The organism is Sorangium sp. So ce128 (genome assembly GCF_051525245.1).
In the GTDB taxonomy this organism is placed as follows: Bacteria; Myxococcota_A; Polyangia; order Polyangiales; family Polyangiaceae; genus Sorangium; species Sorangium cellulosum_B.
Genome location: NZ_CP150313.1, coordinates 6926795 through 6941528, shown reverse-complemented (window position 1 = coordinate 6941528; position 14734 = coordinate 6926795). Strand labels below are relative to the sequence as shown.

Sequence of the window (14734 nt, the reverse complement as noted above, 5' to 3'; positions counted from 1 at the left end):
GCGCCTGTCGCGGCGCTTCTCGTGAGCGCGCTGGGCGTCTAGACTCCCAGGGTGCGCGCCGATCGCAGCACGTGCCCGCGATGCGGCCTCCTGATCAACGCCGAGGGGCGCTGTTACCCCGGGTGCCAGGGGCCGCTCGCCACCGTGCGCTGCGGCGGCTGCTACCAGCTGAACCTCCCCGACGCGGAGCGCTGCGACGGGTGCGGGCACGAGCTCGGCCTGGAGCCCATCCCCGAGCCCGACGCGCTCCTCTGCTCCGATTGCGGCGTGCCCTTCTCGGCGTTCCGCGCCGCGGCCGGCCTCCTGCGCGACTGCGGCCGGTGCGGCGGCCAGCTCGTCGACCACGCGCTCTTGCTGGACCTCCTGGAGCGCCGGGAGAGCTACGGGACGAGCGCGCCGAGGCCGCCGCGGCGGCCGGAGCACGTCGACGTCCGCGTGCGCTACGTCCGGTGCCCGGCGTGCGGCCAGCGGATGAACCGCAAGAACTTCGCCGGCAAGAGCGGCATCATCGTCGACATCTGCAGGGAACACGGCACCTGGTTCGACCGGGGCGAGCTCCCGCAGCTCCTCGCCTTCGCCGCGTCGGGCGGCACCGCGAGGGCGCGGCAGCAGCAGATCGAGGAAGAGGCGCGGTCGCGCCGGGAGGCCGAGATCGCCAGGGAGGCGGCGCGTCGGGCGAGCGCCGTCGTGGCTGCCTCGTCCTGGGAATCCCGCTGGGAAGGCCGGCGGGCCGCGGTGCAGGAGCTGCTCGATCTCTTGTGGCAGATCACCCGCTGAGCGTCCGCGCGCGCCGGCCGCGCCGGTGAAGAGACGTCAAGGGGCGTGCAGGACGGACGGGGGCGTCGTATGACGTGCCGCCACGACATGACGTCCCTCGACCAGCGCCTGTCGGCTCTCGATCTGTCCGTCCTGCCGACCTGGGTCTACGACCACGGCCGGTACCGGTTCGCATGGGGCAACGCGAAGGCCGTCGAGTTCTGGCGCGCGGCGGATCGCGCCGAGCTGCTCTCCCGCGACCTCTCGGACCTGTCGCCGGCCGTCCGCGCGCGGCTCGACGGCTACCTCCGCGTCCTCGCGGAAGGGGGGACGGTGCTGGAGGACTGGACGCTCTACCCGCGCGGGACGCCCGCGACCGTGACGCTCCACGGGAAGCCGATCGACCTCGATGACGGGCGGCTCGCGATCCTGTTCCAGGCGCTCCCCCAGGCCGCCAGCGTCGGCGCCTCGATGGTGCGCGGCGTGGAGGCGGTCCGGCACTCGTCGGTGCTGGTCAGCCTCGTCGACCGGGAGGGGAAGGTGCTCTTCCACAACCCCGCGGCCCTGCGCGCCCTCGGCGACGCGCCGACGATCGACGCGGCGTTCCCGGACGAGGGCGTGAGCGCGGCGGTCCGCGGCGCGATCGACGCCGAGGCGGCGTGGGCAGGGGAAGTGCGGGTCGTCACGACCGACGGCGAGCGGTGGCACCAGGTGGAGGCGCGCCCCACGACCGATCCCGTGACCGGCGCGCGCGCGGTGCTCGTGCAGCAGCTCGACGTCACGGCGCAGCGGCGCGCCGAGGGGCAGGTCGAGGAGCAGGGCCGGCTCATCGACCAGCTGAACCGCTCGCTCGCCCTCGTGGAGGAGCAACGGCGGCAGATCCTGAACCTCTCCGCGCCGATCCTCGACGTCGGCCGGGGCACGCTCGCGGTGCCGCTCATCGGGCGGCTCGACGCGGAGCGCGGCGGCGAGCTCGGAGAGCGGCTCCTCCCCGCGATCGTGGCGCAGCGGGCGTCCCACGTGGTCCTCGACGTCACCGGCGCGGAGGCGCTCGATCCGGACGGCGCCGCGGCCCTGGAGCGGCTGGCGCACGCGATCCAGCTGCTCGGGTCCAGGCCGATCCTCACCGGCGTCCGCCCGGAGGTCGCGCGCGCGCTCGTCGACGTCGACCTCGGCGAGGAGCTGCTCGTCCTGCGCAGCCTCGGCCGCGGCCTGGAGGTCAGCCGGAGGCGCGCGCGTGGAGGCCCGCGGCGCCGGGCGTAGGCGCCGGCGCGCGCGGCGCCACCGGAGCGGCGTCCCCGCGGCGCCTCCACCGCCGCAGCGCTTTTCGAGCTGCCAGGCCGGGCGGCCTCTGCCATAAGAGGCCGCCATGACGCTTGAAATTCGTGGAAAGTGGGCGCTGGTCACCGGCGCGAGCCGGGGTATCGGAAAGCGGATCGCGCGCGGCCTCGCGGACCTCGGCTGCAACGTCGTCCTGCACAGCCGCGACGCGGCGCACACGCGCGAGCTCGAAGGGGAGCTCGCCGGCAAGGGGATCCGGGTGAGCGCCGTCTCGGGCGAGCTGTCGGATCAGGCGGCGGTCGACCGCATGCTGGACGACGCCATCGCGGCGTCGGGCGGGATCGACCTCCTGTTCAACAACGCCGCCATCATGACGCCGTTCCGCGCCTCGCACCTGCAGACGCCGGCGGACGATTACCGGCTCAGCTTCGAGGTGAACGTCATCAGCCCGATACGGATCACGTACCGGCTGCTGCCGACGATGCTGGAGCGGCGGTTCGGGCGAATCGTGCAGGTGACCTCCGGGATCCAGGATCAGCCCGAGCTGATGGCCTACGCGGCGTCGAAGGCCGCGCTCGACAAGTTCGTGCGCGACATGGCGCCTTCGCTCCGTGGCACGGGCGTGCTGATGAACCTCCTCGACCCGGGGTGGCTGCGGACCGATCTCGGCGGGCCAAAAGCGCCGAACGACGTCGAGTCGGTGCTGCCTGGGGCGCTCGTCCCGGCGCTGGTCGACGGCGAGGTCCACGGGGTGCTCTTCCGCGCGCAGGACTACGCGCGTCCCGCCGCGCGCTGACACGCGCGGGGCGTGCTTCTGACGTCCGCGCGCCCCGCGTGAATCGCGTGAATCGCGTGAGTCGCGCGCCCCGCGTGAATCGCGCCGGCTCGACAAGTTGTGCCGCGCCGCCGGTGCGCGTCTTGCTAGCGTCGTGGGAGATGAACGAGAGCTCGGGACCTGGGGCGGACACGAGACCTCGCGCGGGCTGCGGCGCGGGGGAGGCTCCCACGGCGCTCGCGACGGCGGCCGCCGCGCGGGCAGCGCGATGGGGGCGCTGGGGGGCGCTCTTGCCGGTGCTGGCCTGCGCGTGCTCGCTGGAGGGGTTGTCCGCCGAGTGGGACGCCTCGTCGGCGCCCACGGGAGGGGGGAGCAGCTCGTTCAGGATCAGGATCGAGGCCGAGGACTGCGAGCTCTCCGGCCGCTTCGAGCGCGTGGACGACCCGCTGGCGAGCGGCGGGACGTACGTGGCGGTCCCCGAGGAGGCGAATTGCGAGAGCGACCGGGTCGACTGCTCGTTCGAGATCGGTGAGGCCGGCACGTACCAGATCAGGGCCAGGGTCGCCACGGGGCCCGACGAGAGCACGGACAACTCGTTCCTCGTCCGCATGGACCATCAGCCGGAGCTCGGAACCAGGTACGACTTCAACGGGACCGCGTTCCACGAGGATTACGTTCACGACTCGGAGGACGAGACAGGGCTGCTGCTCAAGTTCCCGCTCGATCCCGGGATGCACATCGTCTCGTTCGGGTGCCGCGAGGACGCGGCGAGGCTCGACTGGGTCGAGCTCGTTCGAATCGGCCCCTGATCCCCGGGAGGAGCCGCGGAGCCGAGCGCGGGGCCACGCCGCGGCGCTCGATATCGCGGGCCTCGTGCAGCGCCGGGGCTGATGACGCGGTGTTGCACGTGTCCACCGTGTCAACCCGTGGTTGACAGCCTCGGTCGCGGCGCCTGCCCGGGAGCTCCGGGGGAGAGGCGCGGCGCTGCAGAGATCCCTGCGGGAAATGCGGTGGAACCGTGCGATCCAGACAGGGCTGGTTCGTCCTGAGCTGATGGCATGTGCGTTGCTGTGAAGCTCCAGCGAACGGCTTGTGTGCTGTCCGGCGCCTCCGCCCGCGTCGCGCGAGCTGCTTGGCCTTGGCTCATCACGGAAAGGTGACTTGCTCATGAAGTGCGAATCTCGAGTCGCTTGGGCTGCGCTGATCGCGCTCGGCATCCTCGGCGTTTCGGTGGTCGGGTGCGGCTCGGAGACGTCAGAGCCGGAAGACGACGCGGGGCAGCCGACGAGCAGCGGGAGCGCAGGCTCCACGGCGAGCGTCGGCGCTGCCGGGACCGGTGGGACCGGCGCGGGCAGCGGCGCGGGCAGCTCCAGCGGCGGGACCGGGGGCTCCGGCAGCGGCGAGGGCGGCTCCGGCAGTGGTGAGGGCGGCTCGGACGAAGGCACCGGCGGCTCCGGCAATGGTGAGGGCGGCTCGGACGAAGGCACCGGCGGCTCCAGCAGCGGTGCGGGCGGCTCTGGCAGCGGCGCCGGCGGCGGCGACACCGGCGCGGTCGACTTCAGGCTCTACGGCTATGCCACGACCGGCGACGGCACCACCGGCGGCAAGGGCGGAGACGTCGTCTCCGTGAGCTCGCTCGACGCCTTGAGGAGGGAGGCCGCGAGGGACGGCGCCCTGATCATCCGGATCACCGGCAAGATCAGCGGCAGCGGCGACGAACTGGAAGACGTGGACGTCACCTCCGACAAGACCCTCGTGGGGGTCGGGTCGAGCGGAGAGCTGGAGGGGATCGGGCTCAATCTGAGGAGGGCCTCCAACATCATCGTCCGCAACCTGAAGATCCACCACGTGCTGGCCGGCAGCGGCAACGGCGACGGCATCCACATGGACGAGAGCCACAACGTCTGGATCGACCACTGCGAGCTCTGGGCCGAGTCTCCCGCCGTGAACTCCAACAAGGACAAGTACGATGGCCTCATCGACGCGACCCACGAGTCCTCGAACATCACGATCTCGTGGAGCTACCTGCACGACCACTGGAAGGGCATGCTGGTCGGCTCGTCGGACAAGGACAACAGCGACCGCCGCATCACCTTCCATCACAACCGCTTCCGCAACGTGAACTCCCGCATCCCGAGCTATCGCGGCGGTAACGGGCACGTCTTCAACAACTACTTCGAGGACGTCCCCACGTCGGGGGTGAACTCGCGGGTCGGCGCCTGTCTGAGGGTGGAGGGCAATCACTTCTACAAGGTGCAGAACCCCATCACCACCCTGGACAGCCCGGCCGGCGGTACGCACCGCATCGACAACGTGTTCGAGCAGACCACGGGGACGCAGGAGTCGGGTGACGACTGCTCCTGGACCGCGCCGTACGAGTACCCGCTCGACCGCGCGGCCGCCGTCAAGGCGCTCGTCCTGGAGCACGCGGGCGTCGGCAAGACGGACCCGCTGGCGAACCTGCCCTGAGCGCCGCCGCCGGCGCGCTCCTCGTCCCGGCGGCTCCAGGCGGGAGCGCGCCCGAGCTCGTGTCCGCCGGCTGAGCCGTTCCCGGCCCGTCGGGGTACATAATGAGCATGAACCCCGAGCCGCCCCTCCGCGCCTGGGTGCGACCGCCCGTCACCCAGGGGAGCGTGGCGCGCCAGTGGCAGCGCATCGAGGAGCGGCTCGAGGCCCGGGGCGCTCGCCATGGCCGCCGGTGGCTCTTTGCCGGCTCCCTCGCCGGAGCGCTCGCCCTCGGGGCGGCCGCGCTGTGGGTGGGGGCGCGCGGCGGCTCGTCCAGCGCGCCGCCGGCCGCGGTCGCGGCGATGGGCTCGGTGCTGTCCCTGTCGGACGGCTCGACGATCTCGCTCGACCAGGGCGCGGAGCTCGAGGTGCAGCGCGACGAGCCTCGCCACGTCGCGACCGCGCTGCGCTCGGGCGCGGCCCGCTTCGAGGTCGTCCCCGACGCCGTGCGGTCGTTCACCGTCGTGGCGCGCGGCGTGGAGGTCCGCGTCGTCGGCACCGAGTTCCGCGTGGCCGTCGACGGGGCGACGGAGGAGGTCACCGTCTCGGTGACGAAGGGGATCGTCGAGGTCCGTCACCCCGCGCGGCCCGACGACGTGAAGCGGCTGCACGCGGGCGAGTCGTGGTCGACGAGGCCCGAGCCCGCGAAGGCGGAGCCGCCCACGGACGCGGTGCCCGCCCAGCCCCCGCCCGCCCAGCCGCTCGCCACGGGCGCCCCTGCCGCGCCAGCGCAGGGGAGCGCAGCGGCCGCGCCCTCCGCGCCGAGCGCCGACGCCGCGCAGAGGCTCTTCGACGCGGCCAACCAGGCGCGGCGGGCAGGGGATCTCGCGCGCGCCGCCACGCTGTACCGGCAGCTCGTTGCGAGGCACCCCGGCGACGCGCGCGCGCAGATCGCGGCGCTCGAGCTCGGCCGCATCGAGATGGAGCGAGGCCAGGGCACGAACGCGGAGGACGCGCTCAAGACCGCCGCCTCGTCGGCGGCAGGCTCGTCGGTCCACGAAGATGCGCTCGCCCGCCTTGTCCGGCTCTACGATGGCCAGGGGAAACGAGCCGCGTGCGAAGAGGCCCGACGTCGCTACCTCACGACCTACCCGAGCGGCGTCCACGTCGCCGCCGTGAAGGCCGCCTGCGCGCCGCGGTGATGGCGGCGGGGCGCGGGCTCGTGCTCCCGGCCCTCCTCGCCGCCACCGCCGGGGTCGCGCGCGCCGAAGGAGACGCCTGCGGCGGCGATGCGCCGCCGATCGCCGTGCTCGTCGAGGGCGCGACGCCGGAGCTCGAGCGCGCGATCTTCGTGGACCTGGCAGCCGAGCTCGCCCGCACAGACCTCTGCGCGCGGCTCGAGGCGGGCGCCTCGCCCGACGCGCGCGGCGCGGGGCGCGAGCGGGCGATCGCGCGCGTGACCATCCGCATCTCGCCGGAAGGCGTCGCCGCGGTCCGCATCGACGACGCCATCACCCAGAAGCGCCTCGAGCGCACGGTGGACGTGGCCGGGCTGAAGGACGACGGCCGCGCGCTCGCGCTCGCGATCGCCGCCGACGAGCTCCTCCGGGCGAGCTGGGTCGAGCCCACGCTGAGGCGACGGGCCGCGATGGCGAGCGCCGCGCCGGCGCCGGCGCCCGCGGGCGGGGTCCGCGCGGCGCCGGGCGCGGGCGGCGGCGCGGATCGGCGCGCGACCGAGATCGGCGTGCGCGCGACCGTGGCCGCGTACGGCGGCGGCCAGGTGCAGCTCGGGGGCGCGCTCCTCCTCCGGCGGGACGTACTGCCCTGGCTTGCTGGCTCGGTGTTCGTGTACGCGCGCGAGGCGCTGCCCGCGTCCGCCGCGCTCGGGACGGTGCTCGGGCACGCCGCGGGCGGCGGCGCCTCGCTGTCGGCGTACGTCGCGCGGACGGGGCGCGCCCGGCTCGGCTTCGAGGCGGCCGTCGAGGCGGGCTACGTGCTGTTCGAGGGGCGCGCCGAGGAGGGCGCGTCGGCGTCGCGCTTCGGGGGGCCGACCGCGTTCGCCGCGCTCGGCGTGACCGCGGACGTCGACGTGCGGCCCGTGCGCTTCGGCGCGAGCGTCGGCGCGCTCGCGCCCTTCATGATGGTGGAGGCGCTCGCGGGCGACGCGGTCGTCACGAGCATGGGCGGCCCAGGCGTGCTCGCCGCGCTGGGCGCGGGGGTGGTGTTCTGACACGGCGCTCGACGCGGCCGCAGGCGTGGCGCGCGATCGCCGTCGCCGTCGCCGTGGGGGCGTGCACCCAGAGCGGCGTCGTCCTCGACGCAGGGCCGGGCGGCGCCGGCGCGGTCGGAGCCGGCGCAGGCGGCGCCGGAACAGCGGGTGCGGGCGGAGCCGGTGAAGGTGGCGCCGGCGCGGGCGGCGCTGCCGAGGACACCGTCCTGCGCGTCGACGGCCTCGCCGCGGGCCCGTACCACACGTGCGTCATCCAGGGCGGGCGGCTCTCCTGCTGGGGGGCCAACGACGAGGGGCAGCTCGGCGTCGGCGACACGGAGGACCGGACCGCCCCGGCTGCGGTCGAGGGCGACGGCTGGGCCGAGAGCGCCCTCGGCGAGCTCCACAGCTGCGCGAGGCGGCTCGACGGCAGCCTGTGGTGCTGGGGCGCGAACGGCGAGGGGCAGCTCGGGATCGGGTCCGCTGCTTCCGAGGTCACGCCGGCGTTGGTCAGCAGCGCGGCGCCGATGGCGCAGCTCGGGAGCACGTACCTGCACACGTGCGGGGTGGACGTCGATGCGGCGCTCTGGTGCTGGGGCGACAACGAGGAGGGCCAGCTCGGCCTCGACGATCCCTTCCCGGAGGATGGCGTCGACCGCGACCAGCCCACGCGCGTCGGGTCGGCGAACGACTGGACGCTCGTCGACGGCGGCCAGGGCCACAGCTGCGGTATCCGCGCGCCGGGCCACCTCTACTGCTGGGGGCGCAACTCCCGGGGCGAGCTCGGCCTCGGCGACGACGCCGAGATGCAGCTTCGCGATCCGCACCGCGTCGGCGACGCCGCGGACTGGATCGACGTCCGCACCGGCCAGAACGGGGCCTGCGGGCTGCGCGACGCAGGACGCGGAGGCCACGAGGGCGCGCTGTACTGCTGGGGCGAGAACTCGTTCGGCGAGGCGGGCGTCGGGCACGAGGAGATCCTCCGGGCGCCGGCGCGCGTCGGCGCGCTCGACGACTGGGTGAGCTTCTCGATCGACACCTTCCACACGTGCGGCGTGCGCGCGAACGGCGAGCTCTACTGCTGGGGCTACAACCTGGAGGGCCAGCTCGGTCTGGGCGACATGAGCGATCACACGACGCCGGTGCGCGTCGGCGACGCCTCCGACTGGGCGTCGGTCGCGGCCGGGCGGCACCACACGTGCGCGCGGAAGCGCGACGGCGCGGTCCTGTGCGCCGGGCTCAACGATCGCGGCCAGCTCGGCGCCGGAGACCTCGAGCGGCGCCTCGTCTTCACGCCGGTCGCGAGCGCGCCGTGAGCGGTCGTCACGCGCCCGGCTTGCGCGGGCGCCCGGCCTGCTCCGAGAGGCGCTCTTCGGCGGCCGCGATGCGCCGCTTGACCGTCGCGAGCGACGCGCCCGTCGCCTCGGCGACCTCTTCCAGCGACATGCCCTCGACGCGCCGGAGCAGGAGCGCGACCCGCTCGGCGACCGGGAGCGCCTCGACCTGCACGTAGAGCTGCCGCACCTCGACGGCGACGTCCTGCGGGCAGTCCGCGCCGACGACGTCGTCGAACGACACCTCCCCGCGGCGCGCGAGCCCGAGCCGCTCGGCGATGCGCTGGCGCCGCAGCTGCTTGTGCGTGAGCCGCACCGCCATCGAGGCGATCCACGAGGCGAAGGCCTGGGGGTTCTCGAGCTTGTGGAGGGAGACGAACGCCGTGAAGAACACGTCCTGCACGACGTCGTCGAGGTCCGCGCGGTTCGGGATCAGGCGCCAGAGGATCCCCGAGACGTACGGCACGTGCCGCAGGAAGAGCGCCTCCTGCGCCCAGCGCTCCCCCGCGCGCGCGGCCAGGACGAGCTCCGCGTCGGAGGGGCCCGCCTTGGGCCCGGGCGGCGCGCCTGACGTCGTCGCGCTCCCGCGTGCGCTGGGCGGACTCTGGCTCACGACGGACGATATACAATAGGGGATCGTCGCCGGACGAACTGTGAGCTCAGGGGAGGGGCGAGGTGCGCTGCCTGACGCTTCCCGATCCGGAGGGGTTCCGGGAGGTCACGTCGGCCTTGGGGTGCGGCGCGCGCTAGCGGCTCGCCGATTTCGCCCCGGCGGAGCGCTCGTCGAGCCAGAGGATGGCGGTGACGCCGCGCGGGTAATAGCGGCTGCCGACAGGCACGCCCCGCTGCATCTGGTCGGAGAAGGCCCAGTAGCCGGAGCCCTCGATCTGCCAGCGCACGTGGGCCTCGTCGTGGCGCCCGTCATCGGAGAGGTCGGCCTTCAGGATCGCGCGGGCGATGTGCTGGCAGAGCGCGATCTTGCTCATCCAGGAGTTGTCGCTGCTGCTCGAGAGCTTCCAGCCGCCCTCGGGGAACAGGCACAGACCGGGCTTGAGGATGGCCTGGAAATGCCGGTGGAGGGTCCGGACGAGCTCGCCGTGCTCGCCCTCCGCGGCGTTGTCGTCGAGCAGGCCCATGGCGTGGGGATAGAGGAGCCCCTCGATCGCGGGGATGATCGCGCTCGTCGAGCTCCCGTCGAGCAGGGCGGGGATGTAGCCCGACGGCTCGTGGAAGGCCGACACGATGGCGCGCGCCGACCGCTGGCTCGCTGCCCTGGACTCCGCGGCCTGGGCGGCGTTTCCGCAGCGCTCGAGAAGGTGGGCGAGGATCACGTACGACGCCCACGTCTTGCCGGCCAGGTAGAGGTTGCCGCGCGCGCGACCGAGCGAGTGGTCGAGCGAGTCGTAGGTCGTGATCTCGGCGCCGGTCCCGCAGCGGTTGCTGTCGAGCGACATCACGCCGGTCCGCGCGCCGGGCTCCGGGGCGTCCCGGTGGAGGAGGCTCGTGAGGAGCTCGGCGAAGAGGCCCCGATGGCGCTCGAGGAAGCCCTCGTCGCCCGCGCGCGCGATGTAGACGCCGGCGCAGCAGATCCAGTTCGTGAGCTGCTCGTGCGTCATGTGGCTGAAGCAGGCGGCGTCGAGGTTCGGGCGCTCGTAGCTGGAGTCGCCGGCGGGCGAGAAGTGGTTGCTGACGCCCATGTCGTGGGTGAATGACACGCCGCCCGGGAGGAGCTCGGAGGGCGCGCCGGGGCGCTTCACCTCGTCGCGGAAGCTGTAGCGATCGACGTAGAGGTCGAGGACGTCGCGCACGACCCAGGGGGCGTAGCGCAGCTCGAAGAAGAGGTGATCGATCGTGAGATCGAAGGTGTTCATCATCTCGTACTCGCCCTCGTTCACGACCCACAGCGGCGCGGGGGGCGAGGCGTCGTCGAGCGCCGTGTCGAGCCACTCGCTGGACCCGAAATAGCCGTGGGTCGCCTGGGCGAGCAGCCATTTCTGGGCGGGGCTCAGCGGCGAGCTCGCGAGCTCCTCGTCCCGCTGCGCCGCCTCGCGGACGAGCGCCTCGCGGTGGTCGAGCGCGTGGGAGAGGACGTCCTCGAGCTTCCGGAAGTAGCGGGTGTACGCGTAGCGCGCCTCGATGCCGGTCGTGATGGTCCCGGCCTCGTGGAACCCCAGCGCGATCCAGACCTCGCGCCGGGCGCCCGGCGGGACGTCGATGAGCAGGCCGCCGGTCTTGCCGAGGCGGAACAGCCGATCCGCGCTGCCCTCGAGCGCGTTCTCGGGCGAGAAGGCCTGGAAGGCGCGGACGCCCGGCTCCGGGCGGCAGGCGAAGCCCCAGCGCCGGGCGTGGGCGACGCCGATCAGCTGGCCGCCGCTCGTCGACTCGAGGTCGCGCATGCTCGGCGCATCGAGCGCGAAGACGCCCGTCATGGGCTCGGCGCGGCCGGTGTTGTCGAGCTCGATCCGCGCGATGAGGGCCGGACAGCACCGCTGGGCGACCTCGGCGGCCGGCGCCGTGCGCGGATCCGGGATCGCGCCGAACGGCGAGAAGAGGGTGAACGTGATCCGTCCAGCGCGGATTGTGTCGGTGGCCCAGCCGAGCTCGCGGCGGATGTCCTGCTCGCCGAAGACGCGGCGCATCTGCGTGTCGTACGTCAGCGTGACGCCGAACGGGACCTCCGAGCCGGGGGCGCTGCTCGTCTCGAAGTAAGGGAGGCAGAAGAACTGGCCGTTGCCCTCGCGGTAACCGATGTAGACGTTCGACCCTCCCGGGCGGCCGACCTGGGAGGCAAAGCCGCCCCGTCGGTTGACGCTGCCGAGGGTGAAGGAGGCAAAGGCGCCGACCGGCGCATGCTGAACGTTGTAGGAGGAGCTCACGGCGGCACGATACAGGAGCCGCCGTGCGAAGCGCTCCTGCGGACTGGCCGGCGTGCGAGGCTGGCAAAAGGCGCGTCGCACGGCGGAGCCGCCCGCGCGGGAGCCGGGTGTGGCGAGCGCCGACGATGTAGTCCGTTCAGCGCCGGAGGTCGTCTCGAAGGTGTCTCGTGGCGTCCGGTGATTCCGTCGTCTCCTGATGTATAAGGGCCTATCGGGCCCCGCCGAATTGGGCGATGCGCCGCTCGGGGAGCTCGGCTCTCTCGAACGGCCCGGAACCTGGGGGAAGATCTCGTCATGTTGACCTTCGCGGCGCTTTGTGCTCAGAGCCGGGCGATTTCACGGATGGCGTTCGATCGGAAGTACCCGCACGCCTGGCTGCTCCGGGAGCTCGGCCCCGATGACCAACCTCCTCCGTCGTTCAAGACCCTCGTCGCCGGGACCGCGCCTGGCATGAGCGGCCAGCCGACCTTGTCCCGTCACCGGATCTCGTCGGGGATGATCGCCACGTCGCACGGCTGCGAGCTCCTGCCGGTGGCGAAGCGCCCCGAGAGTCCCTGGCAGGATCGCATCCTCATCGGGCGGGCGCTGAACAGCGATATCGTGCTCCGCGACGCGTCCGTCTCCAAGGTCCACGCCCACATCTCGGTGCTGGTCGCGGACACCCCGATGTTCCACGCGAGAAAGAGCACCAACGGGACCTTCCTGAACGACCGGCTCCTGGCGCCGTCCGGGGACGGCGTGCCCCTCCGCAGCGGCGACATGCTCCAGTTCGGCAACGTCCTCTGCGAGTTCATCGTGAACGCCGATCTCTACCGGCTCGTCGCTCGCTGAGGGCGGGGCCTCCCCGCTGCTGCGCTCGCCCGTCGGATCGCCCGAGCCCTGATGACCGATTCGCCGGCGCCGCCGCCGGGTCAGCTCCGCTCCGGGTGGGGCGCGCGGAAGAGCACCTCCACCGGGCCCGCGTGCGTCTCCACGACGTAGCTCGCCTCCACCGGGGCGCCGCCGCGGAACGCCCTCGTGATCTCCTTGCGCCGCTTCATCAGCTCGACCAGGCCGAGCGCGAGCGCCTCGGAGGCCGTGAGCTCCTTCGGCGTCGGCTTGCGGCCGATGAGGTCCTCGTCGACCATCGCGAGCGTGGGGTAGGCGTCCGGGTCGGCCAGCTCCCAGCGCTGCTCGGCGACCTCGGCGCGCAGCGCGGGGTGCAGGTCGTTCGCGCGATCGAAGCTCAGCGAGAAGAAGCTCGCCGGCAGCGACGCGGGCGGCGCGTCCGGGAGCTTGGCGGTCTCGGCCAGGTAGAGCTCGAACCCGCGCGCGCTCTCGAACAGGAGGACGCCGTGGCTCTGGCCAGCCTGCCCGACGACGCACAGCGCGAGATCGCGCGCGCCGAGCGACGGGATCGACAGCGCCATGATGTCGGCGTCGCTGGGCACCGCCTTCCAGGGCGTCACGCGGTAGAGCGCGGCCGCCGCGCGGAAGAACGAGGCCATCGCCGGCGCCTCGATGCCGCCCCCGAGGAAGCTCGGCGTCAGGCGGCCGTCCCGCGAGCCGAGGTGGGCCTCCAGGTCCTCGGCCACGACGTCGATCTCCGGCGTGGGCGCGACGCGGACCTCGACCTCCGGGCCGAGCCGCGCCCGCAGGGCCTCCGCGAGCGCCGGCGAGGCCACGCGCACGCGCTCGGGCAGGCGCGGCTTGCCCTCCAGGGGACCTTTGGTGGCGGCCTCGAAGCTGTCGACCGCGCCCGTCACGACGTCGCCGGGACGCAGGGCGGCGCAGCTCAGGACGAAGCCGCGCTCGGTCATCCAGACGACCGCCTCGGGGCGGTACGCGTCGTCGCCCTCGTGCACGAACGCGCGCAGGGAGAAGAAGCCGCCGATCCACTCCTCGTCCCTGCGAGGCAGCGAGCGCGCGCTCTTCTTGGACCGCTTCTTCTTGGGGGCTGGCACGGAGGACATCAGGGCACCTGTTCGCGAGGGCGCTCCAGCCGGTACGCTCGACGACCTGGGAGCGAGGGGCGAGACCGGAACCGAGAGGAACTGAGAGGAACCGCGAGGAACCAGAGGAACCGCGAGGAACCACGAGGAACCACGAGGAACCGAGAGCGGAACGCTAGCGCAAAGGCCGCGTGCGTCGAAGCGCGAACAGGGCGCGGCGTGGCGGCTGGCGCGGGGGTCTTTCGTCTGGCGCTCGTCGCGGTGCCCTGTTATCGGTCATCGTGGTCCAGCGCGGGGACCTGAAGCAGGTGTCGCTCGCCGACCTTCCAGGGGACTCGATGCCTGAAGCGATCAGCAGAGGCTCCCGGCGCTCCGCAAAGGGTGTGGGGCGCGCGGGGCGAAGGGGGCTCGGTCGGCCCGCGCTCGGGCTCCTCGTGACGCTGGCCGCCTGGGCGCAGGCGGGCGTGGCCCGGGCCGAGCAGACCGCCGCAGAGGTGTCCGATGAGGTGAAGGCGCTCCCGGCGGCGCTCGACGGCGTGGCCGCGAAAGGGGCCGGCGCGGCCCGCCCTGTCGAGCCGGGGAAGCACAAGGTCATCGCGGCTGCGCCCGCGAGGTACGCCCTCGCGCGCGACGTCGAGGTGACGCGGACGGGAGAGGCCGTCGAGGTCCCCGTGAGGGCGCTCGCGCCCAGCGCGGCAGCGCAGGATCCCGCGCCTTCCACCGGCGACATCGAGCCGCGCAGGCCGACGCCTTACGGCGCAAGGCCGGATCCGATCCACCGGAACCTGATGTGGGTGACGGGCGGGCTCACGCTGGCGGGCATCGCGCTCGGAAGCACCTTCGGTGGCCTGGCGATCTCCACGTGGGACAAGGTCGACGACGCGGCGAAGACGGCGTGCGCGAATCCGAGGCGTTACCGGGACTGCGCGCAGCCGGTGCCCGATCTGGCCAGCAAGGCGATGTCGTATGCGACCGTGTCCGATTTCTCCTTCATCGCCGCGAGCGTGGCGCTCGCCGGCACGGCCGTCCTCTGGCTGACGCTGCCCTCGGACGGGCCGCGCGCGACCGCCCGCGTCCAGCTCGCTCCGGGCGTCGTCGGTGGCTCCGTCGTCGGGGCGTTCTGATGA

General features: G+C 73.3%; 13 protein-coding genes. 10 read left to right on the top strand and 3 right to left on the bottom strand.

Features of this window, described 5'->3' with window-relative positions:
- Positions 1–51: 51 nt before the first annotated feature.
- The 8 genes from WME82_RS26345 (at position 52) to WME82_RS26310 (ending at position 8782) form a co-directional block, all read left to right on the top strand.
- On the top strand, positions 52–777 hold the full coding sequence (locus WME82_RS26345; protein WP_438037550.1) for a zf-TFIIB domain-containing protein: 726 nt from the start codon (positions 52–54) through the stop codon (positions 775–777).
- An 87-nt stretch (positions 778–864) separates the two neighbouring features.
- A complete protein-coding gene (locus tag WME82_RS26340; RefSeq protein WP_438037549.1) occupies positions 865–2019 on the top strand; it encodes a PAS domain-containing protein in 1155 nt (384 codons plus the stop codon).
- A gap of 106 nt (positions 2020–2125) precedes the next feature.
- Positions 2126–2833 carry an SDR family NAD(P)-dependent oxidoreductase gene (locus WME82_RS26335; RefSeq protein WP_437292714.1) on the top strand — a complete coding sequence of 236 codons (708 nt, stop codon included), beginning with the start codon at positions 2126–2128 and terminating at the stop codon, positions 2831–2833.
- 140 nt (positions 2834–2973) lie between these two features.
- Positions 2974–3621, top strand: coding sequence for a hypothetical protein (locus WME82_RS26330; RefSeq protein ID WP_438037548.1), 648 nt, complete (start codon positions 2974–2976; stop codon positions 3619–3621).
- A gap of 358 nt (positions 3622–3979) precedes the next feature.
- Entirely contained in the window at positions 3980–5281 is a 1302-nt protein-coding gene (locus WME82_RS26325) for a pectate lyase family protein (protein ID WP_438037547.1), read from the top strand.
- A gap of 107 nt (positions 5282–5388) precedes the next feature.
- Positions 5389–6459, top strand: coding sequence for a FecR domain-containing protein (locus WME82_RS26320; protein ID WP_438037546.1), 1071 nt, complete (start codon positions 5389–5391; stop codon positions 6457–6459).
- A gap of 20 nt (positions 6460–6479) precedes the next feature.
- Entirely contained in the window at positions 6480–7487 is a 1008-nt protein-coding gene (locus WME82_RS26315; RefSeq protein WP_438037545.1) for a hypothetical protein, read from the top strand.
- A gap of 53 nt (positions 7488–7540) precedes the next feature.
- Positions 7541–8782: an RCC1 domain-containing protein gene (locus tag WME82_RS26310; RefSeq protein ID WP_438037544.1), complete on the top strand. Its 1242-nt coding sequence runs from the start codon at positions 7541–7543 to the stop codon at positions 8780–8782.
- 7 nt (positions 8783–8789) lie between these two features.
- Here the strand turns inward: WME82_RS26310 and WME82_RS26305 are convergent, their stop codons facing one another.
- Positions 8790–9413 (bottom strand): RNA polymerase sigma factor, encoded by a 624-nt coding sequence (locus WME82_RS26305; protein WP_437849689.1) that lies wholly within the window; start codon positions 9411–9413, stop codon positions 8790–8792.
- 133 nt (positions 9414–9546) lie between these two features.
- The gene (locus WME82_RS26300; protein WP_438037543.1) at positions 9547–11676 is read right to left on the bottom strand and encodes a glycoside hydrolase family 52 protein; all 2130 of its coding nucleotides are present in this window, start codon (positions 11674–11676) and stop codon (positions 9547–9549) included.
- 342 nt (positions 11677–12018) lie between these two features.
- On the opposite strand from WME82_RS26300, the gene WME82_RS26295 reads away from it, so the two are divergent.
- A complete protein-coding gene (locus tag WME82_RS26295) occupies positions 12019–12507 on the top strand; it encodes an FHA domain-containing protein (RefSeq protein WP_437739218.1) in 489 nt (162 codons plus the stop codon).
- Positions 12508–12587: 80 nt separating this feature from the next.
- Here WME82_RS26295 and WME82_RS26290 read toward each other — a convergent pair whose 3' ends face one another.
- Positions 12588–13628 carry a hypothetical protein gene (locus tag WME82_RS26290; RefSeq protein ID WP_438037542.1) on the bottom strand — a complete coding sequence of 347 codons (1041 nt, stop codon included), beginning with the start codon at positions 13626–13628 and terminating at the stop codon, positions 12588–12590.
- A 317-nt stretch (positions 13629–13945) separates the two neighbouring features.
- On the opposite strand from WME82_RS26290, the gene WME82_RS26285 reads away from it, so the two are divergent.
- The gene (locus WME82_RS26285) at positions 13946–14731 is read left to right on the top strand and encodes a hypothetical protein (RefSeq protein WP_438037541.1); all 786 of its coding nucleotides are present in this window, start codon (positions 13946–13948) and stop codon (positions 14729–14731) included.
- Positions 14732–14734 lie beyond the last annotated feature (3 nt).